The organism is Saccharococcus thermophilus (assembly GCF_011761475.1).
Taxonomy (GTDB): domain Bacteria; phylum Bacillota; class Bacilli; order Bacillales; family Anoxybacillaceae; genus Saccharococcus; species Saccharococcus thermophilus.
On record NZ_JAASRS010000001.1, the window covers coordinates 598,208 to 620,270 of the forward strand.

The 22,063-nt window shown below is 44.3% G+C and carries 25 protein-coding genes and 3 pseudogenes; 16 read left to right on the forward strand and 12 right to left on the reverse strand.

The annotated features are described in order from the left end of the window. Positions 1-86: 86 nt before the first annotated feature. Genes BDD39_RS03205 through thrB form a run of 3 tightly spaced genes read left to right on the forward strand, consistent with a single transcriptional unit; the run spans position 87 to position 3,357 of the window. Complete coding sequence (locus tag BDD39_RS03205) at positions 87-1,385, forward strand: homoserine dehydrogenase (RefSeq protein ID WP_166908058.1); 1,299 nt, start codon at positions 87-89, stop codon at positions 1,383-1,385. After that, the gene (thrC, locus tag BDD39_RS03210; RefSeq protein ID WP_166908060.1) at positions 1,385-2,446 is read left to right on the forward strand and encodes a threonine synthase; all 1,062 of its coding nucleotides are present in this window, start codon (positions 1,385-1,387) and stop codon (positions 2,444-2,446) included. The genes BDD39_RS03205 and thrC overlap by 1 nt, the downstream gene beginning before the upstream one ends. Beyond that, a complete protein-coding gene (gene thrB / locus BDD39_RS03215) occupies positions 2,443-3,357 on the forward strand; it encodes a homoserine kinase (protein ID WP_166908062.1) in 915 nt (304 codons plus the stop codon). Before thrC ends, thrB begins: the two co-directional genes overlap by 4 nt. Positions 3,358-3,394: 37 nt before the next feature. Here thrB and BDD39_RS03220 read toward each other — a convergent pair. Then, positions 3,395-3,705 (reverse strand): annotated as a pseudogene (locus BDD39_RS03220) (NifU family protein). Positions 3,706-3,727: 22 nt separating this feature from the next. Here BDD39_RS03220 and BDD39_RS03225 point away from each other — a divergent pair. Continuing rightward, a complete protein-coding gene (locus tag BDD39_RS03225) occupies positions 3,728-4,051 on the forward strand; it encodes a YuzD family protein (RefSeq protein ID WP_166908064.1) in 324 nt (107 codons plus the stop codon). A gap of 38 nt (positions 4,052-4,089) precedes the next feature. Here the strand turns inward: BDD39_RS03225 and BDD39_RS03230 are convergent, their stop codons facing one another. Beyond that, a complete protein-coding gene (locus BDD39_RS03230; protein WP_166908066.1) occupies positions 4,090-5,160 on the reverse strand; it encodes an NAD(P)/FAD-dependent oxidoreductase in 1,071 nt (356 codons plus the stop codon). A gap of 192 nt (positions 5,161-5,352) precedes the next feature. Here BDD39_RS03230 and BDD39_RS03235 point away from each other — a divergent pair, with 192 nt between their 5' ends. The 3 genes from BDD39_RS03235 to BDD39_RS03245 all read left to right on the forward strand — a co-directional run bounded on the left by BDD39_RS03235 (position 5,353) and on the right by BDD39_RS03245 (position 7,010). Then, positions 5,353-5,592: a YuzB family protein gene (locus BDD39_RS03235; protein WP_043905911.1), complete on the forward strand. Its 240-nt coding sequence runs from the start codon at positions 5,353-5,355 to the stop codon at positions 5,590-5,592. Between the two features lie 143 nt (positions 5,593-5,735). Beyond that, positions 5,736-6,590, forward strand: a complete 855-nt coding sequence (gene dapF, locus BDD39_RS03240) for a diaminopimelate epimerase (protein WP_166908068.1) — start codon at positions 5,736-5,738, stop codon at positions 6,588-6,590. Between the two features lie 57 nt (positions 6,591-6,647). Beyond that, positions 6,648-7,010 (forward strand): HesB/IscA family protein, encoded by a 363-nt coding sequence (locus BDD39_RS03245; RefSeq protein WP_166908070.1) that lies wholly within the window; start codon positions 6,648-6,650, stop codon positions 7,008-7,010. Between the two features lie 99 nt (positions 7,011-7,109). Here the strand turns inward: BDD39_RS03245 and BDD39_RS16820 are convergent. From BDD39_RS16820 to BDD39_RS03260, 4 genes and pseudogenes are all read right to left on the reverse strand, one after another. Beyond that, a pseudogene (locus BDD39_RS16820) lies at positions 7,110-7,208 on the reverse strand (DUF3231 family protein); the annotation flags it as partial. Positions 7,209-7,279: 71 nt separating this feature from the next. After that, on the reverse strand, positions 7,280-7,750 hold the full coding sequence (locus tag BDD39_RS03250; protein WP_166907057.1) for an RDD family protein: 471 nt from the start codon (positions 7,748-7,750) through the stop codon (positions 7,280-7,282). A gap of 6 nt (positions 7,751-7,756) precedes the next feature. Beyond that, positions 7,757-7,819 (reverse strand): annotated as a pseudogene (locus tag BDD39_RS16730) (zinc-ribbon domain-containing protein); the annotation flags it as partial. Between the two features lie 499 nt (positions 7,820-8,318). After that, positions 8,319-9,311, reverse strand: coding sequence for an NAD(P)/FAD-dependent oxidoreductase (locus BDD39_RS03260; protein WP_166908072.1), 993 nt, complete (start codon positions 9,309-9,311; stop codon positions 8,319-8,321). A gap of 290 nt (positions 9,312-9,601) precedes the next feature. Here BDD39_RS03260 and BDD39_RS03265 point away from each other — a divergent pair, with 290 nt between their 5' ends. The 5 genes from BDD39_RS03265 (at position 9,602) to BDD39_RS03285 (ending at position 12,999) form a co-directional block, all read left to right on the forward strand. Continuing rightward, complete coding sequence (locus tag BDD39_RS03265) at positions 9,602-10,825, forward strand: FAD-dependent oxidoreductase (protein ID WP_166908074.1); 1,224 nt, start codon at positions 9,602-9,604, stop codon at positions 10,823-10,825. A gap of 182 nt (positions 10,826-11,007) precedes the next feature. Beyond that, on the forward strand, positions 11,008-11,499 hold the full coding sequence (locus BDD39_RS03270; RefSeq protein ID WP_166908076.1) for an NUDIX domain-containing protein: 492 nt from the start codon (positions 11,008-11,010) through the stop codon (positions 11,497-11,499). Positions 11,500-11,640: 141 nt separating this feature from the next. Then, a complete protein-coding gene (locus BDD39_RS03275) occupies positions 11,641-11,781 on the forward strand; it encodes a YuiA family protein (RefSeq protein WP_166908078.1) in 141 nt (46 codons plus the stop codon). Between the two features lie 55 nt (positions 11,782-11,836). Further along, the gene (locus BDD39_RS03280; RefSeq protein WP_166908080.1) at positions 11,837-12,160 is read left to right on the forward strand and encodes a YuiB family protein; all 324 of its coding nucleotides are present in this window, start codon (positions 11,837-11,839) and stop codon (positions 12,158-12,160) included. A 128-nt stretch (positions 12,161-12,288) separates the two neighbouring features. Beyond that, entirely contained in the window at positions 12,289-12,999 is a 711-nt protein-coding gene (locus tag BDD39_RS03285) for a 3D domain-containing protein (protein ID WP_166908082.1), read from the forward strand. A gap of 20 nt (positions 13,000-13,019) precedes the next feature. Here BDD39_RS03285 and BDD39_RS03290 read toward each other — a convergent pair whose 3' ends face one another. After that, positions 13,020-13,832 carry a cobalamin-binding protein gene (locus BDD39_RS03290; RefSeq protein WP_166908084.1) on the reverse strand — a complete coding sequence of 271 codons (813 nt, stop codon included), beginning with the start codon at positions 13,830-13,832 and terminating at the stop codon, positions 13,020-13,022. Positions 13,833-14,012: 180 nt separating this feature from the next. On the opposite strand from BDD39_RS03290, the gene BDD39_RS03295 reads away from it, so the two are divergent. The 3 genes from BDD39_RS03295 to BDD39_RS03305 all read left to right on the forward strand — a co-directional run bounded on the left by BDD39_RS03295 (position 14,013) and on the right by BDD39_RS03305 (position 17,330). Next, positions 14,013-15,506, forward strand: a complete 1,494-nt coding sequence (locus BDD39_RS03295) for a leucyl aminopeptidase (RefSeq protein WP_166912238.1) — start codon at positions 14,013-14,015, stop codon at positions 15,504-15,506. Positions 15,507-15,693: 187 nt separating this feature from the next. Beyond that, positions 15,694-16,314: a DUF47 domain-containing protein gene (locus BDD39_RS03300; RefSeq protein WP_166908086.1), complete on the forward strand. Its 621-nt coding sequence runs from the start codon at positions 15,694-15,696 to the stop codon at positions 16,312-16,314. A gap of 17 nt (positions 16,315-16,331) precedes the next feature. Continuing rightward, positions 16,332-17,330, forward strand: a complete 999-nt coding sequence (locus BDD39_RS03305; protein ID WP_166908089.1) for an inorganic phosphate transporter — start codon at positions 16,332-16,334, stop codon at positions 17,328-17,330. Positions 17,331-17,402: 72 nt separating this feature from the next. Here BDD39_RS03305 and BDD39_RS03310 read toward each other — a convergent pair whose 3' ends face one another. Continuing rightward, the gene (locus tag BDD39_RS03310) at positions 17,403-18,011 is read right to left on the reverse strand and encodes a biotin transporter BioY (protein ID WP_166908090.1); all 609 of its coding nucleotides are present in this window, start codon (positions 18,009-18,011) and stop codon (positions 17,403-17,405) included. A 140-nt stretch (positions 18,012-18,151) separates the two neighbouring features. On the opposite strand from BDD39_RS03310, the gene BDD39_RS03315 reads away from it, so the two are divergent. After that, a complete protein-coding gene (locus BDD39_RS03315) occupies positions 18,152-18,310 on the forward strand; it encodes a hypothetical protein (protein WP_166908092.1) in 159 nt (52 codons plus the stop codon). A 68-nt stretch (positions 18,311-18,378) separates the two neighbouring features. On the opposite strand, the gene BDD39_RS03320 is transcribed toward BDD39_RS03315, so the two are convergent. The 4 genes from BDD39_RS03320 to BDD39_RS03335 all read right to left on the reverse strand — a co-directional run bounded on the left by BDD39_RS03320 (position 18,379) and on the right by BDD39_RS03335 (position 21,946). Next, positions 18,379-18,729, reverse strand: coding sequence for a YuzC family spore coat inner layer protein (locus BDD39_RS03320; protein ID WP_166908094.1), 351 nt, complete (start codon positions 18,727-18,729; stop codon positions 18,379-18,381). A 90-nt stretch (positions 18,730-18,819) separates the two neighbouring features. Then, positions 18,820-20,148 carry an ArsB/NhaD family transporter gene (locus tag BDD39_RS03325; protein WP_166908096.1) on the reverse strand — a complete coding sequence of 443 codons (1,329 nt, stop codon included), beginning with the start codon at positions 20,146-20,148 and terminating at the stop codon, positions 18,820-18,822. Positions 20,149-20,175: 27 nt separating this feature from the next. Next, positions 20,176-20,610 (reverse strand): hypothetical protein, encoded by a 435-nt coding sequence (locus BDD39_RS03330; protein ID WP_166912240.1) that lies wholly within the window; start codon positions 20,608-20,610, stop codon positions 20,176-20,178. Between the two features lie 169 nt (positions 20,611-20,779). Continuing rightward, the gene (locus tag BDD39_RS03335; RefSeq protein WP_166907797.1) at positions 20,780-21,946 is read right to left on the reverse strand and encodes an IS256 family transposase; all 1,167 of its coding nucleotides are present in this window, start codon (positions 21,944-21,946) and stop codon (positions 20,780-20,782) included. Positions 21,947-22,063 lie beyond the last annotated feature (117 nt).

The following is a 22,063-nucleotide window of genomic DNA, read 5'->3' on the forward strand; positions in this document are numbered from 1 at the left end:
GATTGCCAAAAAAAGCAATATCTTTTATAATGTCTACTATAAAAATACAAATGTCTACTACAGAGAAACAGAAAGGGCGGGGGAATATGGAAAAGCCAATCTTAGTCGGATTATTAGGATTAGGTACGGTTGGAAGCGGAGTTGTAAAAATTATTGAGAACCACCAAGAGCGGCTAATGCATCAAGTAGGATGTCCGGTGCAAATCAAAAAAATCCTTGTCCGGGATATATATAAAAAGCGGGATGTTCAGGTCGATCCATCGCTGTTGACCACGAACGCGACAGACGTCATTGATGATCCGGAGATTGACGTGATTATCGAGGTGATGGGCGGAATTGAAGAAACGCGGCAATATTTGCTGCGGGCGCTACGGCAAGGAAAGCATGTTGTGACGGCTAATAAAGATTTAATGGCTTTGTATGGATCAGAACTGTTAAGCGTAGCGGTGGAACACCATTGTGACTTGTTCTACGAAGCAAGCGTTGCGGGGGGCATCCCAATTTTACGCAGCCTTGTTGACGGTCTCGCCTCTGATCGCATTACGAAAATGATGGGAATTGTCAACGGCACAACGAACTATATTTTGACGAAAATGTGCAAACACGGGGCTTCTTATGAGGACGCGCTGGCAGAAGCGCAAGCGCTCGGGTATGCCGAAGCGGATCCAACCGCGGATGTGGAAGGATTAGATGCAGCGCGGAAAATGGCGATTTTAGCACGGCTTGGCTTTTCGATGAACATTGATTTAGAAGACGTGCAAGTCAAGGGAATTACATCGATTACGGAAGAAGACCTTAATTACGGAAAGCGTTTGGGCTATACCATGAAATTAATTGGCATTGCCCATCGGGAGGGAAACAAAGTAGAAGTCAGCGTCCAGCCAACCTTTCTTCCGGACTCGCATCCGCTCGCCTCGGTTAATGACGAATTCAACGCCATTTATGTCTACGGCGAAGCGGTTGGCGAAACGATGTTTTATGGACCGGGAGCGGGTAGCTTGCCAACGGCGACGGCGGTCGTGTCTGATTTAGTGGCTGTCATGAAAAATATGCGCTTAAGGGCAAATGGATATAACGCCGTTGCTCCGCAATACGAAAAACAATTAAAATCTCCAGCGGAAATTTTCTCGAAATATTTTTTGCGCATTCATGTCAAAGACCAAGTGGGCGCGTTTGCGAAAATTACAACCCTATTTTCCGAACGTGGCGTGAGTTTTGAGAAAATTTTGCAATTACCGCTAAAAGACAATAACCTTGCGGAAATTGTTATTGTGACGCACCGCGCCTCGCAGCAAGATTATGAAGAAATTTTGCAGCAATTGCGCGATTTAGAAATCGTTCATGAAGTGAAAAGTTCGTATCGCGTTGAAGGAGAGGGAAAATGATGGCATGGAAAGGATTGCTGCAAGAATATCGTGCATTTTTGCCCATCAATGAAACGACGCCGCTGCTTTCGTTAAATGAAGGCAATACGCCGCTCATTCCGCTGCTGCGTTTATCGGAAGAGCTAGGAATCGAACTGTATGTGAAAGTCGAAGGAGCCAATCCGACGGGCTCGTTTAAGGATCGCGGAATGGTGATGGCGGTGGCAAAAGCGAAAGAAGCCGGCAGTCATACCATTATTTGCGCTTCGACAGGCAATACATCCGCCTCCGCCGCCGCCTACGCGGCAAGAGCAGGTATGCGTTGTATTGTCGTCATTCCAAACGGTAAAATTGCGATGGGAAAACTGGCGCAGGCGGTCATGTATGGCGCCGAGATTTTCGCGATTGACGGCAACTTTGATGAAGCGCTGAAAATGGTGCGCCGTCTCAGCGATATGGCGCCGATTACTCTTGTCAATTCTGTCAATCCATACCGCATTGAAGGGCAGAAAACGGCGGCGTTTGAAATTTGCGACCAGCTCGGCCAAGCACCGGATGTGCTGGCGATTCCTGTCGGCAACGCGGGCAATATCACGGCGTATTGGAAAGGATTTAAAGAGTATCATGCAGCAAAACAAACCGGGCTTCCGCAAATGCGCGGGTTTGAAGCGGAAGGAGCGGCGGCGATTGTCCGCAATCAAGTCATTGAAAATCCGGAAACGGTGGCGACGGCGATTCGCATTGGCAATCCAGCCAGCTGGGAAAAAGCGGTTCAAGCGGCCGCAGAATCGCATGGAAAAATTGATGAAGTGTCCGATGCGGAGATTTTAGCCGCGTATAAGCTGCTGGCAAGAAAAGAAGGGATTTTTGCGGAGCCTGCCTCTTGCGCAGCGATTGCTGGAGTCATCAAACAGCGGAAGCGCAATGAAATTGAAAAAGGCAGCACCGTTGTCGCGGTTCTAACCGGAAATGGTTTAAAAGACCCAGCCATTGCGATGGAAACGGCGGAAATCGAACCAGTGGTGCTTCCGAATGATGAGACGATCGTGCTTGAACATCTCCAAGGAGTTGTCCATTCATGAAAGAAGATGGGATGTTAAAAATTATCGTGCCCGCTAGCACAGCAAACCTGGGACCCGGCTTTGATTCGGTTGGTCTTGCCGTCTCTCGCTATTTGACATTAGAAGTCAGGCCGGCAGGGGAATGGAAGTTTATTCCTCGCACTCCGGAAGTAAAGACCATTCCACAAGGGAAGGAAAATTTAATTTATCAAGTGGCAGAGCAAGTTGCGGACATGTATGGATATACGTTGCCAAGCTGCTCGGTAGATGTATACAGCAATATTCCTTTTACGCGCGGTTTGGGAAGCAGCGCGGCAGCGGTCGTCGCCGGAATTGAACTGGCTGACGCGCTTGTTGGTTTGGCGCTGACGCTCGAGCAAAAAATGCGGCTGGCCAGCTGCTACGAAGGGCATCCCGATAATGTCGGCGCTTCTTTATATGGGGGGCTTGTCATCGGCTGTCACCGTAAGCAAGAGACGGATATCGTCCATATTCCCGATATCCAGTTGGATTTAGTTGCTGTCATTCCAGACTATGAATTAGAAACAAAAAAAGCGCGAAGCATACTGCCACAGCTGTTTGAGCGGGAAAAAGCCGTCGAGGCAAGCGCGGTCAGCAACGTATTGGTTGCGGCGCTATTAACGAAAAATTGGGAGCTTGCCGGCAAAATGATGGCTGCCGATTTGTTTCATCAGCCGTACCGGAAAGAATTGGTTCCGCAACTATCGCTTGTAGAGACGCTGGCAGTAGAGTACGGGGCATTCGGGGCGGCGTTAAGCGGAGCGGGACCTACCGTTTTAGCCTTTACCGAGCCTGGGAAGGGAGAGTATGTAAAAGAAAAGCTGCTCCCGCATTTTCCAAATTGCTCCGTTGAATTATTAACGGTAGAACAAAAAGGAAGCCAGGTATACAAACTAGCACTAGAAAAATAACAGCGGTATCCTAAAGGAAACCGCTGTTATTTTGGCATTAAAATACTTGTTCTACTTCCACGATGCCTGGTACTTCTTCTAAAAGTGCGCGCTCAATTCCGGCCTTTAATGTGATCGTGGAGCTTGGGCAGCTTCCGCATGCGCCAAGAAGACGCAATTTAACAACACCGTCTTCGACGTCAATTAATTCGCAGTCCCCACCGTCTCGGAGTAAAAACGGACGCAGTTTATCTAAAACTTCTTGCACTTGCTCTTTAATTTCTTGATCGGTCATTGTTATCGACTCCTTTCTTTAATTTTATTATAATCATGATAAAGAAAAAAATCTAATGATAAATTTATTTTTATAAGGTATGAAAGGTGGAAATATATGACGTTTAAGCAGATAGAAATCTGCGTATATGGTGCAGATATCATTTGTCCGTCTTGTGTACAGCTGCCTTCTTCGAAAGAAACATATGAGTGGCTGGAAGCGGCGATTAAACGAAAATACCCGGATCAACCGTTTTCCATGACGTATGTCGATATTTTCAACCCGCCGGAAGATGACGAAGAGAAAAGAGCATTTGCGCAAAAAGTCATCGAAGAAGATTTATTTTACCCCGTTGTTGTGATTGAAGGCGTGATTGTCGGGGAAGGAAATCCAAAGTTAAAGGCTATTTATGCGGAAATGGAAAAGTACGGCTATCGTTAGGAAAAAGGGATCTTTGCTGAAAAGATCCCTTTTTTCTGTTAATAACCGTTATGGTATTTATACATCCATAATACCCCTGATTTGAGCAAGCGAGGAACCCTGCCAGTAATCGGGCGATCGGCAAGCAGCCCGAATCCGTGTTTTTTGCCGAGAGAGCCGAGAATTCCTTTCAGTTTAATCGGCGGAAATTCGCTTGGCGGCTCTTCCCCGTTCCAGCGCTTTTGCAATACTTGAACGATTTGTTCCGCCTGACCTTCGGCAAGCTGCGCGCTCGGAGAATGCGGCAAGCTTGCGCAATCGCCAACAACGTATACGTTTTCATAGCCAGGAATATGGTGCTGTTTCGTTAAAATGATGCGTCCTTGCTTATCTTTTTCCACCGGAAGCTCACGGACCACTCGATTCGGCTGAATCCCAGCTGTCCAAACGATCACATCGCAATGAACCGGTTGATCGTGATTGTATAGCGTCTGTTCTTCCACCTTTGTCACGTTCGAACAGCGGACGATTTCAATATCATGTTCGTTAAACCAGCTTTCCACATAGTCGCTGAGCCGTTTCGGAAACATCGGCAAAATGCGTTCACCACGGTCAAACAGCTTAATGTGCAAATCCGGCCGGCTTTCCGCTAATTCGCTGGCTAATTCAACGCCGCTTAATCCGGCGCCGACAATGCCAACGATAGCGTCAGGCGGCAGATTGTTTAACGCTTCATAGGCCGCGCGCGCTTTTTCAATCGATTGAATGCTATGCGTGAATGTTTCTGCCCCTGGAACGCCGTGGTACTTATCTTCGCATCCTAATCCAATGACTAAATCGTCATAGGAAATGCTGCTTCCATCTTGCAATTGCACCTGTTGCTTTTCGAGATCGATGTGTACGACTTCGCCGAAACGATAGGTGAGACGCGGATGTTCTGGAAATGGAACACGAATATGATGGTCGCTAATCGTGCCTGCCGCAAGTGCATAATACTCTGTTTTTAAACAATGATATGGAATACGGTCGACGAGGGTAATATGAACATCTTCCGGTAAATGGTTCGGGAGGAGGCGTTGCAAAATTCGCATGTTTCCATATCCTCCGCCAAGCAATACAAGATGTCTCATCGTAAAAATCCCCTTTGATGATTTTATCAAGCGCAAAATGCCATAAAAAAGTATAACGGAATTGTGACAAAATAACAACAATTTTGTCATAAGAATTGGCAAATTGCTATCCCATTTATAAATGAAGTGTATCGTTTGACGTTGGCGAAAAAAATCGTTACGATGAAAGGCAGTGGGAAGGTGAGAAAAGCAATGATTAAGCCAATTATTGAGTTTTGCATTAGCAATTTGGCGAGCGGATCGCAAAAAGCGTTAGAAATATTAGAAAAAGATCCTAATTTAGATATTATTGAGTATAGCTGCCTCAGTTACTGCACCCAGTGTGCAGAAAAACTTTTCGCTTTAGTAAATGGGGAGTTTGTCAGCGGGGAAACTCCTGAACAATTAGTGGAAAACATTTACCGCTACTTAGAGGAAAACCCGATGTTTTAACGATAAACGCTGGTCAAAAAAAAGAGGATGTCTCACGCGACATCCTCTTTCAAAGAGTATATGAAAAAACGGGGGATATTCTCATTGTGTCCCATTTATTTTTTCTTTATACTTATAGATAAAAAATTTTTTAGGAGGTCGCAATGAATCAGTTTTCGTTTACGAAAATGCATGGACTGGGTAATAGTTATATATATGTCAATCTGTTTGAAGAAACGCTTCCCGAGTCATTATTGTCGCCGCTGGCGGTGAAAGTAGCGAACGTAAATACGGGAATCGGGGCGGATGGCATGATTCTTATTTGCCCATCGGATATCGCGCCAGTAAAGATGCGGATTTTCAACAGCGACGGTTCGGAAGGAAAAAATTGCGGCAATGGTTTGCGATGTGTTGCCAAATATGTCTATGAACACGGCATTGTGCAAGAACCTTCCTTTTTTATTGAGACGTTGTCCGGACTTGTTAAGGCGGAGGTAACCGTAGAAAACGGAATAGTTAACAGCGTCACGGTCGATATGGGGAAGCCGCGCCTCCAGCGAAGCCAAATCCCGATGGCCGGTCCGGAAGCGGAACGAGTGGTTGCCGAACCGTTTGAAGTGGATGGGAAATGGTATGAAATTACAGCCGTTTCGATGGGAAATTCTCATGTTATCTTTTACGTGGATGATATCACAAAAGCGCCGGTAACGACGCTCGGTCCGATTGTTGAAAAAGACAAGCGCTTTCCGGAAGGAGTAAATGTCGAATTTGTGGAAGTGGTCAACGACCATGAGCTTCATTTCCGTGTGTGGGAGCGAGGTTCGGGAGTGACGCAAGCGTGCGGTACAGGGGCGTGTGCCGCGGTCGTTGCTTCCGTCTTAAACGGAAAAACAGCCCGGGATAAAGAGACGCTTGTCCATTTGGCAGGCGGGGATTTAATCATTACGTGGACGAAGGAAGGAAACGTACGGATGACAGGACCGGCGGAAACGATTTGCACGGGTGTATATTATTATTAATGTTTGTGCGATCACCGGAGAAATCAGTATACTATAATAAAAGAAGGAGGGATACGCATGTCGGATATTATTACATTGACAGAAGCGGCGGCGTTTCAAATTAAAGACATGATGAAAGAGCAGGAGGAAGAAGGTGCATACCTTCGCGTCGGTGTCAAAGGCGGCGGCTGCAGCGGGCTATCGTACGGAATGGGATTTGAGCACGAACGTCATGAGGATGATTATGAATTCGAGCAACATGGCATTAAAATTTTAGTGGATAAAGAAAGCGCCCCGATTTTGCAAGGAACGGTCATTGACTATAAACAATCGTTGCTCGGCGGCGGTTTTACGATTAACAATCCAAACGCGATTGCCACATGCGGCTGCGGTTCGTCGTTTAGAACAGCAACGAACGCCGGGACGCCGGAACAATGTTAAACAGTTGGTGATATATCCAGTTTTTTAGGGGATTATTCCGTTCCATAAAAGGTAATTAAAAATATCCCCCTCACTAATGTGGGGGATATTTTATTTATCTTATGCAAGTTCTTTTCTATTGGGAGCAAGTGGTGGCTGTTCTAACCACTTGTTTTTCACCATAATATCAAACCAGTTTTTGGTAATTATTAGATTTTTCGACCAACTAAAAAGAGAACGACTAATCATATCGCTCTCTTGGTATGGCTTATACTAGGTTTTTATCAATTTTAATGGTTTCTTTTTACAACAAGACACCCAGTAATCATATCGTGTAAAGCCTGTTTTTTCCCCGTGAAACCGGCCATCATAAATCCAACAAGAAAAATTAAAGCGGAAAATAATTTGCTGAAATTTCTTCCTGTAGCACGCCAAAAAGAAATGGGATTTCCATGAAGGTCCGTGACTTTGATACCGACAATCTTTTTCCCTAGCGTTCCTTGTACGGGCGAGCTTTCCATGATGGCAAAATACAACCAAGTTCCCACGGATAACAGGAGATTTACCAAAGCATCTATTATCAGTATAGATTCATCTGTAATATCTGGGTTAGAAATCCCTATAGCAAAAAAAACAATAAAGACCAACACAAAAGAAACAGCAAACACAATCATATAATCCAAAAGGTACGCCGCCATTCGTAACCAAAAACCTGCATATTTCGTTGTTAGGGTGGTCATCGATTGATTGAGATTGTTCATTGGATGGCCACATGATTGACAAAAGTTCGCATCATCTGCATTTTCCGTGCCACACTTTTGACAAAACATAACTATTCATTCCCTCTTTTCGTGTATTAATCCTGAAACATACTACCGATAACAATCATCAAAACCCATAAAGCCAAGTACGCCGCCAGAGCGAGGTGTTTGATTAATAATGAAAGGGAAAATCCCGCTAATCCATAAACTTGTAAAAATACCATAAACAATATATTATTGCTTGACGAGACTATTATATTAGGCATCGAGTATTAAAATGACTTTTTGTAAGGAGTTTTTTATTGGCTTTAAAGCGAAAAAAGCGGGCAAGTAGAGGTGTAAACGATAAGCCATACTCGAAGTTGACGTTAGGCCCAACTCTTTGATTTAGTTATCGCTGGAAACGGGGAGAAGAAGATGAAAATGGAAATAAAAAGAGTAGTCACCATGATTCACCTCAAGTTTATTATTACGCTGGCAGGATATATTGATACTTACAAAAAAGAGAGTGTCCCCAAAGTAACTGTTTTTGGGACACTCTCTTTCATTTGCAAAGATGCTTGGAAAACTAGAACAACGAAGTGGAATGGGCTGGCTGCATTCTTGCCGTTGGGTCGATATACGTTTTTGCGCTGCTGATCGCGATCGGTGCTTCGCCGAAGCCGCAAGCGATCAGTTTGATTTTGCCCTCATATGTGCAAATGTCTCCAGCTGCGTAAACGCCAGGAATGTTTGTTTCCATTTTCGAATTGACTTTAATCGAGTTTTTCTCAATTTCGAGCCCCCAATTTTTAATCGGTCCAAGCGAAGAAATAAAACCATAGTTCACAATGACTGCATCTACTTCAACCGTTTCCTTTGCTCCATCTTTCACATTCTCCAATACGACTTGACGAATACCGTCTTCATCACCGATTAATTTTACAGGGACGAATGGAGTTTTGACATTCACCTTTGAATTCATTAATGATTCCACACTATGTTCATGGGCGCGGAATTTATCACGGCGATGGACAATGGTGACGCTCTCCGCGATCGGCTCAAGCATCAGCGACCAGTCAACTGCCGAATCTCCGCCGCCGCAGACGAGCACGCGTTTCCCTTGAAATGGATTTAAATCGCTGATAAAGTAATGCAGATTTTTTCCTTCATATTGCGAGGCGTTTTCTAGCTCGAGGCGCCGAGGCTGAAACGCGCCGTTTCCCGCCGTAATAATTACTGTTTTGGAATAATGTATTTCTTGGTTTGTCGCTAATTTAAAAATGCCGTCTGCTAATTTCTCTAACGTTTCTACCGATTGTCCTAAGCAGACGGTTGGTGAGAATTTCTCCATTTGTTCTTTTAGCTGATTCACTAATTCTTGAGCGCGAATTTTTGGGAATCCAGCGACATCATATATGTATTTTTCAGGATAAAGGGCAGCCAACTGTCCGCCTAATTGTGGCAAACTTTCGATAATTTTGACGCTCATTTGCCGCAATCCGCCGTAAAAAGCCGCAAACAATCCGATTGGTCCGCCGCCTATAATAGTGACATCATATACTTTTTGGTCCTCTTTCATAATCGGTGATTCCTCCCCACAAATTAAAATAACCTTCACCATTTTTATCATACCATAAAAGGCTTTAGTTATTACGGCTATTTTTTAGCGTTAAAAACATAAAAAACGCTTGAAAAGATTAAAAAAAAGGTCTAATATGTTTTGTGGACGTAATGTTAATTTTTTTTAACAATTATTCGACATTTTTTTGTCGGATAAAGTGAATAATTTCACAAACTTTATTCAATAAAAATGTACGTAGTGGTAAAAGCTATAAAAAACAAACGGCAAAAAAACTAAAAAGGGTGGAAGTGATTCAATTGAAAAAACCAAATGTTGTAATTTTAGGTGCTGGTTATGGTGGATTAATGACAACAGTACGTTTACAAAAACTTGTCGGGGTCAATGAGGCGAGCATTACATTAGTAAACAAACACGACTACCATTACGAAACGACATGGCTTCATGAAGCATCTGCTGGGACGTTGCATCATGATCGCGTTCGTTACCCAATCAGCAGTGTCATTGACCGCAGCAAGGTGAATTTTGTTAAAGACACGGTTGTCAAAATACTTCCGGATGAAAAGAAAGTATTAATGAAAAACGGAGAACTTACTTATGACTATTTAGTGATTGCGCTTGGATTTGAATCCGAAACATTTGGCATTAAAGGGTTAAAAGAATACGCTTTTTCAATTGCTAATGTCGATGCGGCAAGACAAATTCGAGAACATATTGAGTATCAATTTGCGACGTATAATACGGAAGAAGAAAAGAAAGATGAACGCCTGACGATTGTCGTCGGCGGAGCTGGATTTACCGGTATCGAGTTTTTAGGAGAATTGGTTAACCGTGTTCCTGAATTGTGCCGCGAATATGATATTGATCCGCATAAAGTTCGCATTATTTGCGTCGAGGCAGCGCCGACTGCGCTCCCTGGCTTTGATCCGGAACTGGTGGAATATGCAGTCAGCCAATTGGAACGTAAAGGGGTTGAATTTAGAATCGGCACGGCGATTAAAGAATGCACTCCGGACGGCATTATTGTCGCTAAAGGAGATGACGTCGAGGAAATTAAAGCTGGTACGGTCGTATGGGCGGCTGGCGTGCGCGGAAGCCGCGTCATCGATGAATCCGGTTTTGAAGCGGCGCGTGCCCGTGTGAAAGTAGACCCATTTTTGCGTGTTCCAGGACACGAAGAAATTTTTGTTGTCGGCGACTGCTCTCTTGTCATTAATGAAGAAACAAACCGTCCATATCCGCCGACAGCGCAAATTGCTATGCAACAAGGCGAACTATGTGCGAAAAACTTGGCCGCGCTGATCCGCGGGAAAGGAGAACTGCAGCCGTTTAAACCTGATATTAAAGGAACCGTCTGCTCCCTTGGACATGACGATGCGATTGGGGTTGTATTCGGCAAGAAAATGTGGGGAACAAAAGCAAGCTTTATGAAAAAAGTGGTTGACAACCGTGCCCTTTATTTAATCGGCGGTTCTTCTCTTGTCATGAAAAAAGGAAAATTTAAATTCTTCTAATTCAATGGGCAAACATCACTGTTTGCCCTTTTCTTTGTTTAATATGAAAATTATTGGCATATAAACAAATTGGCAATAGGCAAAATGATGATTTATTCATGGATAAACTCTTCACGCAAGAAGGAATATTTCGTCTTTGTAGAAATATAACATAGACAACAAAATAAAAAGGGATGAGAAAAATGGGAGAGAAGCGTGGCAACGTATGGATTGCAGCCGCAGGCTTGGTAATCAATGAAGCGGATGAATGGCTTGTCGTTAAGAAAAAATATGGGGGATTGAAAGGAAAATGGTCGCTGCCAGCAGGATTCGTGAAGCAAGGAGAAATGCTTGATGAGGCGGCGATGCGCGAAATTAAGGAAGAAACAGGAATTGATACAGAAGTGATTGGGTTTCTCGGCATGCGTACAGGTGTCATCCGTGATGAAGTGAGCGACAATATGGCGATCTTTTTGCTCCGCCCTCATTCGCACACTATTTCGGTGCAAACGGACGAATTGTTTGCCGCCGCTTTTTTAAGCAAGCAAAAATTACGTGAAGATCCGCATACATCTGGGTTGTTGCGCTATTTATTAGAATTGGAGCCGTTTTCTTATTTTCCTCCTCATGATGGCCTGAATCCAGGAGAACCGTTTGGGTATACCAAATACCGGCTTTATTTTAAAAATTCGTAATATTGGGTAATATGGAGAAAAGAGAAGCACGTGGGTTATGTATCCGCTTACATAGCTGTAAATGAAGAAAATCTTCTCTTTTATTTTACAGAAAATTTTGATATATTTATCAAAAATGATAAGGAAAATGGGGGATGAACAATGAAACATACAGACCAAACCGTGTGCCCATATTGTGAAGGGCATGGATATGTCCAGCTGCTATTAGGAGGTTCGGAAACGTGCTACGGATGTTTAGGAAAGGGAACGGAGAAGGAAAAGCAGACGGTTTCTGAAAATTGACTCCTTTAAGCCGATTCAGTACACTTAAAAGGGGTGTACTGGAGGTGAGATAGGGATGCAAATGAGTCTGCCGGTTGTCCTAATTTCCATGCTTTTATTTTTTGTGTTGTTTTTCGGCATTGGCTTTTTGCTGAATATGTTATTGCGTATGACTTGGATCATGGCGATTTTATGCCCGATTGTATTTATATTTATTATTGATGATGTTCCGTGGACGCACTATTTTACGAATCCAGCGGCTTCTTTCGCGGCGTTGAAACATAAAATATTGTCGCTTGCTTTGGCGGATATTTTAATTTTAAGCAGTGGATTTGTCGGCGCGCTTTGCGCGGGATTTGCCATTCGCAAGCTGCGGGCGAAAGGATATCAAATGTTTTAAAAAAATAAGTAGAAGATGGTTTACGGCTTTCATCGAAGGGTGAAAGTCTTTTTTTTGCCTCACTTTTCTCACAATGAATATTTCTATTTTTTCGTGGAGATAAATAGAAATGTGAGAGGAGTGAGGAAATGTTTCTTATAAAAAATATAATAAGAAGAATGACGATGTCATTACTGTTCGTCATAGCGCTATTGACGACATTCCAATCGATTTCAGGTGTTGAAGCGGAAGTGATTTTAAACAAATTTTACGATGTATCGTCATTATATCCAACCAGTTATCACTTTTTGGATAAATGGAATGATGGGCAGAATGTTGCGATAGATCAGCAGAAGAAGCATTACGTGACACAAAGAAGCATGCCAAATTTAGCAAAAAAAAGCGCGAATCAACCGCCTCGTTTAGAAGAAGCGTTTGACTGGTCGAAATATCCGTCCATGGAGGTCGTCGCGACAGGATATACAGCGGGAGTAGAGTCAACGGGAAAAACACCGGATCATCCGGAATACGGGATTACCTATTCCGGTGTGCGGGTAAAGCGGGATTTATATTCAACGATTGCCGCTGACCTAGATATTTTTCCAATCGGTACGATTTTGTTCATTCCTGGATATGGGTATGGAGTTGTCGCGGACAAAGGTGGAGCGATTAAAGGTCATCGCATTGACTTATATTATGATACGGTAGAGGATGTATACAAATATTGGGGGAAAAAGAAAATACAAGTATATATCGTCAAAAAAGGCAATGGGACGCTTTCGGAAGAAGAGTTAAAACAACTGAATGAGGATGAAACGATGCAAGTGTTTCGACAGCAATATTTGCAATCGAAAAGCTAAGGGCGGACAAGCACCGCCCTTTATTTTGTTAGCAAAGGGTCTTGCCCGTCGTCAGGCGGAAAAACGGACGGATGCAGCAAAGCTGCCAGTTTTTGCAGACCAGCTAAAAGCCGTGGGGAAGGACGGCAATAAAGTGATTCCTCGAGTATATAAATGCGGTCGGTGCGGATGGCGTCGACGTTTTCAGCCTCGAGTCTCTGTTTTACCGCCTCTTTGTTCATTTTCTTTGTCTGCACGCCGACCCAAACAAGACAAATATGCGAAGGATTGCGCTTTACTACTTCGTCCCAGTCCGTTTGCACGTTGGCTTGCGGTATGTCGGCAAAAATATTGCTTCCTCCCGCCAATTGGCTTATTTCACTAAGCCAGTTTGTTTTGCCCGGAGTGAAAATCGGTTTCGGCCACCATTCCCAATAAAGCTTTGCCGGCTGCGCAACGATATCCGCAAGCTGGCGGTATTGCTCGATGAAAGAGCGGTAGCGGTGAACCACTTCGCTTGCCTTTGCTTTTTGGCCAAGTGCTTCGCCAAGCAGAAGTAAATCATTAGCGATATCCTCCAATGAATTTGGCGCAAAAACGAGATGTGGAATATTTCGCTTTTGCAGCTCTGCTATGTTCCTTTCCATGCCGGGAACACTTAATGATGCCAGTACTAAATCGGGTTTCAGCGCTTCGACTTTGTCCATATCGATATGCAAGTCCGGGCCGACCCTTGGCAAATGGGTAATGGAAGGCGGCCAGTCCGAGTAGTTATCGACTGCGACCAAATGGTCAAGCATCTCCAGGTAGGCGAGCAATTCCGTGTTGCTCGGACAAATCGAAATCAGCCTCATCGTGATTCTCCTTTCCATTTCTGCTATCAACACGCCTTATGACTTTCTCTCTTTTTTCATTCCACATGCTTTTTACGGTTTCCTTTTGCTGTGAAAAAGTATTTTTTAGCATATCGAAATAATAGTTGCATTTCGATATAATGAAAAGGAAAATAGATGCAAACGAGGAGAGATGATATGATGTTTACGGTGAAGCAGCAACTGTCTTTCGATACGGTGCATGAGGCGCTGGTGATTGGCGTTTTTGAAAAAAACCAGCCGCTAGACGGCATTGTCGCTGAATATGATCGCCGCCTTGGCGGGCAGCTGTCTGTGATGTTCAAAGAAGGAGACATTTCCGCTAAGAAAAAACAAATTTCCTACGTACATACGTTAAATCAAACGGGAGCAAAACGGCTGTATTTTGTCGGCTTGGGCAAAAAGGAAGCATTGACGTTTGATGGGCTGCGCGAAGCGTTCGGCAAGCTGTTTAAAACGTTAAAACAAGCAAAGCGGACGGAGGTAGCTGTTGTTTTGGATACATTTGTAACGGACGATATCGACCAAAACGAAGCGGCCCACGCGCTCTCCGAAGCGTATTATCTTGCCACTTACGAATTTCTTGGATATAAGCAAAAAAAGAACGAACCGGAAAAACGGATAGAGACGATGACGATTTACACAGAAGCGGACGCAGCCGAAGTCGAAGCAAGTCTCTTTGTCGGTTCGGTATATGGCAAAGCGACCAATTCGGCGCGCACACTCGTTAATACGCCAAGCAATTTGTTGACGGCGGCTGATTTAGCGGAATATGCGGTAGAATTAGCGAAAAAATATGAGTTTGAATATGAAATTCTCGAAAAAGAAGAAATGGAACGGCTCGGAATGGGAGCGTTTCTCGCTGTCAATCAAGGATCGAAAAACCCGCCAAAAATGATCGTTCTTAAGTACCAAGGAAAAGAACAATGGAAAAACGTCATTGGCCTTGTCGGAAAAGGGGTGACATTTGATACAGGCGGCTACAGTCTTAAACCGCGCGAAAGCATGGTCGATATGAAAACCGATATGGCTGGCGCCGCCGCGGTGCTCGGCGCGATGGAGATTATCGGGGAGCTTCGCCCGGAACAAAACGTGATTGCCGTCATTCCTGCTACCGACAATATGATCAGCGGAGAAGCGTTTAAACCGGATGATGTCATTACCTCCATGAGTGGAAAAACGATCGAAGTGAAAAATACGGATGCCGAAGGACGACTCATTTTGGCTGATGCCATTACTTATGCGAAGCACCATGGCGCCAACTATTTAATCGATGTGGCAACGCTGACCGGCGGTGTGATCGTCGCGCTTGGTGTGCATACGACGGGGGCGATGACGAACAATGAGGCATTATTTGAGCAGCTGCTCGAAGCATCGGCAGAAACAGGAGAATTTATTTGGCGCCTGCCGATTACCGAAAAAGATAAAGAACGCGTGCGCAGCAGCAAAATCGCCGATCTCAATAACTCGCCGGGTCGGGAAGGACATGCGATCATGGGCGGAGCGTTTCTCGGTGAATTTGCCGAAGATACGCCATGGGTGCATCTCGATATTGCCGGAACGTCGGTGGCGGCGAAAGATGATGATCTAGGGCCATCGGGTGCGACCGGGGTGATGGTGCGCACGCTGGCGACATTTGTAGAGCGGTTTGAATAAGATGTTGGAAACCGAAGCCTCTTTGTGTGGCTTCGGTTTGTTTTTGGACGCTATATGTACACATTGTTAAGATAATGTAAATTTAATGTAAATTTTTTTAAACTTTTGTTGTGAATTCGACATTAATTGATAAAATAAAACGGGTGGCATGAGTTCCATCAGTTCAAAATCAATGGGGGTTTTCACAATGATCTTTTCGCCAAAAAAAGATGTCTTCTTTGATTTATTATTTACGATTTCGGAAAACGTGAAAGAGGCGGCACAATACTTTGTAGAGTATAAAATTAACAATGTCAGCGATTTAAAAGAATTCGCCCGCGTGATGAAAGAGTATGAACGCAAGGGAGATTCTTATATTCATGAACTCGTTGTTGAGTTAAATAAAACATTTATCACGCCAATTGAACGGGAAGATATTCATCAACTAGCAATGAAAATGGACGATGTATTAGACGGATTGGAACAATGTTCAGCCCGTTTTGAGATGTTCTCGTTTACCGAAATTGATGACCATATGGTGAAGTTTTTCGATAACATTTATCAAAGCACGATTGAAATCACCCAAGCCTTGGAGTTGCTATCCCATAAAAAACTTCTTGAGATGCGGAAACATGCTATTAAAATTAAGGATTATGAAACGAAGTGCGATGAAATTTTACGGGCTTCGATTAAAAATTTATTTGTTGAGCAAAAAGACCCAGTGAAAATTATTCAATATAAAGAGCTGTATGAAATGCTTGAGGAAATCGCCGATAGCTGTGAGGATGTAGCAAATACGATTGAAACGATCATCATGCGCAACGCATAAAAGGAGATATCGTCTTTATGGATATGGTATTGGTATTTACGGTTTTGATTGTTATTTTTGCATTGGCGTTTGATTTTATCAACGGATTTCATGACACTGCCAATGCCATTGCCACATCGGTATCCACACGGGCGCTTTCGCCGCGAAAAGCGATCATTTTGGCGGCGTCGATGAACTTTATCGGTGCGTTGACCTTTACTGGGGTGGCGAAAACGATTACAAAAGACATTGTCGATCCATTCGCATTGGATAATGGTTCTGTCATCATTTTAGCAGCGTTGATCGCTGCGATCGCGTGGAATTTAATCACTTGGTATTATGGCATTCCAAGCAGTTCTTCGCATGCGTTAATCGGTTCGGTGGCGGGAGCTGCGGTTTCGGCCGCTGGATTCGATGTGTTGCATTATAAAGGTTTTCTTAAAATTTTGGAATCGTTGATTATCTCGCCATTTCTAGCGCTAGCGGTAGGCTTTGCCATTATGAGCCTGTTCCGTTTCATCTTTAAAAATGCCAACTTGACCCGTACGACGAAAGGGTTTCGCATGTTCCAAGTCGTAACGGCAGCGTTGCAATCCTTTACACACGGAACAAACGATGCACAAAAGACGATGGGAATTATCACGATGGCGCTGATCGCCGCCAAATATCATACATCCGACAATATTCCGGAATGGGTGCGGATCGCCGCTGCACTTTCAATGGGGCTTGGAACATCGATTGGCGGTTGGAAAATTATTAAAACGGTTGGCGGCAAGATTATGAAAATCCGCCCTGTCAACGGCGCCGCTGCCGATTTATCGTCTGCGCTCGTCATTTTCTCGGCTACCCTTCTTCAGTTGCCAGTTAGTACGACCCATGTCATCTCTTCGTCGATTATGGGAGTTGGTGCGGCGCAGCGCGTGAGAGGCGTAAAATGGGGAGTCGCACAGCGCATTGTGTTGACATGGATCATTACGTTGCCTGTTTCGGCGTTGATTGCCGGATTTGTATATCAAATTTTAAAACTATTTTTCTAAATAAAGAAGCGCGCATATCCAAAGGGAATGCGCGCTTTATTCATGAGAAGAAGAGCATCCATGAACAGGGAATTAGGCGACATGTTGATAATAGGAAGCCGATTTACGGATGGCGCGATACATACGTGGTGCCATCACTCCAGCTACGATCGATAAAATAATGTCTTTCGGAAGAGGCACCATCATCCATTCCCATGCCATGCCGTAGGAAAATCCTTTTGGTGCTGCTGCCCACCATTTATAAGCGACATACATCCAGTTCGTACCGACGACATAGTTAATGACCATTCCGACTAACGCCGCAACGATAAAGCGGGCAGTAGACGGATTGCCTTTTCCCCGTTCAATGATCCAGCCGGTAGCATATGCAGCAAAAATGAAAGAGATAATAAAACCGAATGTCGGGCGAACAATGCTGCCAAAGCCGCCGCCAAACTGAGCAAACACCGGAGCACCGACCACCCCGACTAACATATATACAATCATCGCCATGGCGCCGAGCCGCCGTCCTAAAACAGCTCCAGCGAGCACGCAGAAAAACGTTTGCAAGGTAATCGGAACACCGCCGATGACCAAAAACGGCGCCCATGATGTAATGTTGGCACCAATCGCCATTAACGCGGCAAACATTCCGATCAATGTAATATCAATCGCTCGCCATTTCGGACGTTTTGTTTCCATATGTAAACCCCCTTATTATTTATGTTAACATAACAAAATCGTATCGAACAATAAGAGGGATGTCAACTATATTTTTTTCGCCATGCGCATAATAAAAAGAAAGCGGTATGATGATTATTCGCAAAGAAAGGAGAAAAGGCATGAAATTTGCGGAGCAAGAGCAGGAGATCAAGCAGGCAAGCAAAAAGGGAGCAAACGAAGATATCATTCATGTAAGCAAAAATGATGATGGGTACGATTTGCGCGATGCGGCGGAAATTGGAAAAAAACAGCCGTTTGACGAAAATGGAAACGCGTAATGCGATGAATGGAGTGAGAAAAGGGGCTCACCTTTGCATGAGGTGCCACCCGCTCATATTCACAAGAATTAAGTAGAAAGAAATATATTCCAACGAAGGCCGATGACGAGCTGACAGCATGAAAACGCGCCTGGCGGGGGAGATAAAGTGAAGCGGATGCCGTCGGGATTAAAATAAAGATCGACTTTCGATTTAATTCCAAGCGATTGGATCATCCGGCTGACTTCCTTTGTTTTTCCTTCTTGTGCCGCTGCCATGACGCTAGTGGCGAACGACTTCGATTCCGCTAGTTTTTTTAAAATGATGCTGGCATCGTTCATCAATCTTTGTGCGGTCGCCGCCGATTTGGAAAAAAGAGCAGGATTTACCGGTGGATATTGCCTGACAATATATTGGGGAGGGAATGCAGGGTAAAACATCACGGTGTTACTCCTCCTTGTTGATCATTTCTATACTACTATATGTATAAAATGGGAAAAGGAGCGAAATTCTTTTGAATTTCGCTCCTTCTACATGAAATAACGAACGAACAAATAGGCGTGGGAAAGCAACAGAGCAATCAACGTCAACGGTGCGCCAATTTTCAGGAAATCCATATAGCTGAACCCATGTCCTTCGCGCGAAGCGATGCCGGCGACGATGACGTTCGCAGAGGCGCCGATTAATGTGCCGTTTCCACCGAGACAGGCTCCTAAGGACAATGCCCACCATAATACTTCAATTTGCGCGGCATCCGGCGATAATCCCATGCCAACAGCCATGTCTTTAATCAATGGAATCATGGTGGCGACAAACGGAATGTTATCGATCGTGGCAGAGGCAATGCCCGATAGCCAAAGGATAAAATACGCCGCGACGGAAATATCGCCGCTGGTGATTTCGAGCACTTTTTCCGCTAAACTTTTTATAAGGCCGATGTCCACCAGCCCGCCGACTAAGATGAATAAGCCAGCAAAAAAGAAAATGGTTACCCATTCCACCGAGGCGAATACATCTTCGATTTCATGTTCCGGCACTGCGATCAACATTAAAATGACAGCGCCTGCCATCGCGATGACGGCAGCATCAACATGGATGACCGAATGAAGGACAAAGCCCAAAATCGTCAGTGCCAATATGGATACGGATTTTTTTAGTAGTTTGGCGTCCTTAATATAGTCGGCGTCATTGACGTTCATCAATTTGCTAATCAGTTTTTCATCCGCTTTCAGCTGCTTGCGATAAATCCATACCAAAATGGCCATTGTCACTGCGGCAATGATGAGCACGATTGGTGTTAAGTTGAGCAAAAATGCGTTAAAATCGAGATGTTTATTGGCAGAGCCGATCATAATGTTTGGCGGGTCGCCGATTAAAGTCGCCGTTCCCCCGATATTGGATAGCAGCACTTCCGAGATTAAGTAAGGAACCGGATTTACCTGCAGCATGCGCGTAATCGAAAACGTAACAGGAACAACGAGCAGCACAGTTGTCACGTTATCGAGAAAAGCGGACAAAACGGCTGTCAATAACGAAAGCATCACTAAGATGCGGATGGGCCGCCCGTGTGCTAATTTGGCCGCTTTAATCGCCATATATTGGAAAAAACCGGATTTACTTGTAATTCCGACCAAAATCATCATGCCGATAAGCAAGGTGATCGTTCCCCATTCGATATGATGGGTAAAAGCCTTATGTAGGTCGACGATGCCAAAAATAATCATTGCCGCCGCACCAAGCAGCGCGATGACAGCGCGGTTGATTTTTTCGGAGATGATAATGGCGTATGTAATCAAGAAAATAGCGATGGCAAAATAATATTGAAAATTGGATATTTCCGTTGCTGCGGTATGATGCATGACTTGTAAACGCTCCTTTCCTTTGTTTTAGACGGAGGTATGAAAGGCATTTCCGCATGCAGGGCATGTCCAGTCGCTACGGGTTGGGTGAGCGTTGCGCAAATAGAAAGAAAATGAGCAGTGCGGGCATTGTATTTCTGTCACGCGGTCAATAAACAATTTCTTCATCGGCTCGGTTGGCAGGGACGTATCGACAATTTCGATATGAATATCCTCGCGTGATTCATCTTCGGCAAGCACAAGACCGCTCGCTTCCTCCTTGGTGCGCCATCCTTTGTCAATCAGGTGCTGATCGAGCTGGCTGTGCGAAGAATGGTTCAGCATATCTTCGGCGAGTTCCATATATTGTTCATTTGTTAATGAAGCAAATGGAATATGCGATTTTTGCTTGTTCCAGTATGCTTTTAGCTGGTCTTCCGTGAAAATAAAGGTAACAATTTTATGAATCACCACGTTTTTCATAGTCACGCCGGTACCGTCAAGAATTTTGTGTAATATAATGGGGGTAGGGTTTCTCTGAAATGGATTTGGAATGAATAGGGAACTAGTTTCCTCCACACAGGAGACTGAATATTCAGTCTCCTGTGTGGAAAGGGAGAATCCCCCTATTTTGTTTATTTACAGTATTTGGTTAATGATAACGTTCTTCAAACATTCGCTCGAGGGCTTCCTGTGCTTCGGCAAATCCTCGCAACTTTCGCCCTGCCCATTTCTCATTAAAATCTTGAATGGTCAAATATACGATTTTTTCAGCGGCTTCTAAACTATTCAAACTGTTCATCGGCTTTAGACGTTTCCGAATCTCCTTGATCGTTCGTTCAATGGCATTCGTCGTGTAAATCACACTTCGAATACTGCTTGGATAATCCATAAATGTAAGGAGGACATCCAACTCATTGGCCCAAGATTGAACTTCTCTCGGATACTTGCTTGACCATTTCGACTCAAACTGTTGAAACATCTGTAACGCCATCTCCTTATTCGGCGCGCGATAAATCAGCCTGAGATCCTCGGCCACTTCAAATTGGTCTTTTTTCCGAACACGATGGAGCGTGTTACGGACTTTGTGAACGACACAACGCTGCACATCGGCTTTCGGATAAACCGCCTTAAAGGCTTCCTCCAACCCTGGTAGTCCATCGAATATGCCCAGAAGCACTTCCTTGGCGCCTCTTTGGTAGAGGTGTTGAAGAATTTCCTGCCATACATAGGCGCTTTCTTGTCCTCCCACAAAGAAATCAAGAATTTCGCGATATCCTTCTTCGTTCACCCCTAACACCACATAAATGACTTCTTTCTCCACGGTTTCGCGACGAAGTTTTACGTATAAACCATCCAAATATAAGACGGAATAACGCTTGTGCAGTGGACGAGTGTGCCATTTCTCGATGTCTTCCTTCACGACATCGGTAATACGGCTGATCGTCGCAGGAGAATAGGTGCTTCCTAGAATTCGTTCGATAAACTTGCCAATTTCCCGTGTACTCATGCCACTTTGGTACATCCTAATGATTGCTTCCTCCAGCCAGCCGGTGTGCCGTTGGTAAGGGGCAAACAACTGTGTTTGAAATTCTCCGTTTCGGTCTCTAGGGACCAAAAGACCTTCAATCCGGCCATATTGCGTATCTAGATTTCGTTGATAGTAGCCGTTTCTCATATTTGATGTTCCGGCCTGTTCTATTTCGAGGAAATTCTTGATTTCTTCCCGCATGATCAGTTCTAATTTTTCCTTTACAAACTGACGAATGACACTTTCCAGTTGATTTGCCCAGTCGACATTCGGTATACTTTTAGACATAGGTAGGGTTCTCCTTTCTCTGGAATGTTTGGGTTCAATCAGAGAATACCCTACCTTTTTTATTTTGATCTAGTAAAATGCTTTACACAAAATTTTATACATCATCCACGCCGGTAC

Excerpts from the sequence above, each read along its gene's own strand:
- dapF (WP_166908068.1), top strand. The coding sequence starts at position 5,736 with ATGAATCAGTTTTCGTTTACGAAAATGCATGGACTGGGTAATAGTTAT.
- BDD39_RS03230 (WP_166908066.1), bottom strand. The coding sequence starts at position 5,160 with ATGAGACATCTTGTATTGCTTGGCGGAGGATATGGAAACATGCGAATT.
- BDD39_RS03250 (WP_166907057.1), bottom strand. The coding sequence starts at position 7,750 with ATGAACAATCTCAATCAATCGATGACCACCCTAACAACGAAATATGCA.
- BDD39_RS03310 (WP_166908090.1), bottom strand. The coding sequence starts at position 18,011 with ATGGAAACAAAACGTCCGAAATGGCGAGCGATTGATATTACATTGATC.
- BDD39_RS03285 (WP_166908082.1), top strand. The coding sequence starts at position 12,289 with ATGTTTCTTATAAAAAATATAATAAGAAGAATGACGATGTCATTACTG.
- BDD39_RS03235 (WP_043905911.1), top strand. The coding sequence starts at position 5,353 with ATGATTAAGCCAATTATTGAGTTTTGCATTAGCAATTTGGCGAGCGGA.
- BDD39_RS03335 (WP_166907797.1), bottom strand. The coding sequence starts at position 21,946 with ATGTCTAAAAGTATACCGAATGTCGACTGGGCAAATCAACTGGAAAGT.
- BDD39_RS03280 (WP_166908080.1), top strand. The coding sequence starts at position 11,837 with ATGCAAATGAGTCTGCCGGTTGTCCTAATTTCCATGCTTTTATTTTTT.
- BDD39_RS03295 (WP_166912238.1), top strand. The coding sequence starts at position 14,013 with ATGTTTACGGTGAAGCAGCAACTGTCTTTCGATACGGTGCATGAGGCG.
- BDD39_RS03245 (WP_166908070.1), top strand. The coding sequence starts at position 6,648 with ATGTCGGATATTATTACATTGACAGAAGCGGCGGCGTTTCAAATTAAA.
- BDD39_RS03275 (WP_166908078.1), top strand. The coding sequence starts at position 11,641 with ATGAAACATACAGACCAAACCGTGTGCCCATATTGTGAAGGGCATGGA.
- BDD39_RS03290 (WP_166908084.1), bottom strand. The coding sequence starts at position 13,832 with ATGAGGCTGATTTCGATTTGTCCGAGCAACACGGAATTGCTCGCCTAC.
- thrB (WP_166908062.1), top strand. The coding sequence starts at position 2,443 with ATGAAAGAAGATGGGATGTTAAAAATTATCGTGCCCGCTAGCACAGCA.
- thrC (WP_166908060.1), top strand. The coding sequence starts at position 1,385 with ATGGCATGGAAAGGATTGCTGCAAGAATATCGTGCATTTTTGCCCATC.
- BDD39_RS03320 (WP_166908094.1), bottom strand. The coding sequence starts at position 18,729 with ATGTTTTACCCTGCATTCCCTCCCCAATATATTGTCAGGCAATATCCA.
- BDD39_RS03205 (WP_166908058.1), top strand. The coding sequence starts at position 87 with ATGGAAAAGCCAATCTTAGTCGGATTATTAGGATTAGGTACGGTTGGA.
- BDD39_RS03225 (WP_166908064.1), top strand. The coding sequence starts at position 3,728 with ATGACGTTTAAGCAGATAGAAATCTGCGTATATGGTGCAGATATCATT.
- BDD39_RS03305 (WP_166908089.1), top strand. The coding sequence starts at position 16,332 with ATGGATATGGTATTGGTATTTACGGTTTTGATTGTTATTTTTGCATTG.
- BDD39_RS03260 (WP_166908072.1), bottom strand. The coding sequence starts at position 9,311 with ATGAAAGAGGACCAAAAAGTATATGATGTCACTATTATAGGCGGCGGA.
- BDD39_RS03270 (WP_166908076.1), top strand. The coding sequence starts at position 11,008 with ATGGGAGAGAAGCGTGGCAACGTATGGATTGCAGCCGCAGGCTTGGTA.
- BDD39_RS03325 (WP_166908096.1), bottom strand. The coding sequence starts at position 20,148 with ATGCATCATACCGCAGCAACGGAAATATCCAATTTTCAATATTATTTT.
- BDD39_RS03300 (WP_166908086.1), top strand. The coding sequence starts at position 15,694 with ATGATCTTTTCGCCAAAAAAAGATGTCTTCTTTGATTTATTATTTACG.
- BDD39_RS03330 (WP_166912240.1), bottom strand. The coding sequence starts at position 20,610 with ATGAAAAACGTGGTGATTCATAAAATTGTTACCTTTATTTTCACGGAA.
- BDD39_RS03315 (WP_166908092.1), top strand. The coding sequence starts at position 18,152 with ATGAAATTTGCGGAGCAAGAGCAGGAGATCAAGCAGGCAAGCAAAAAG.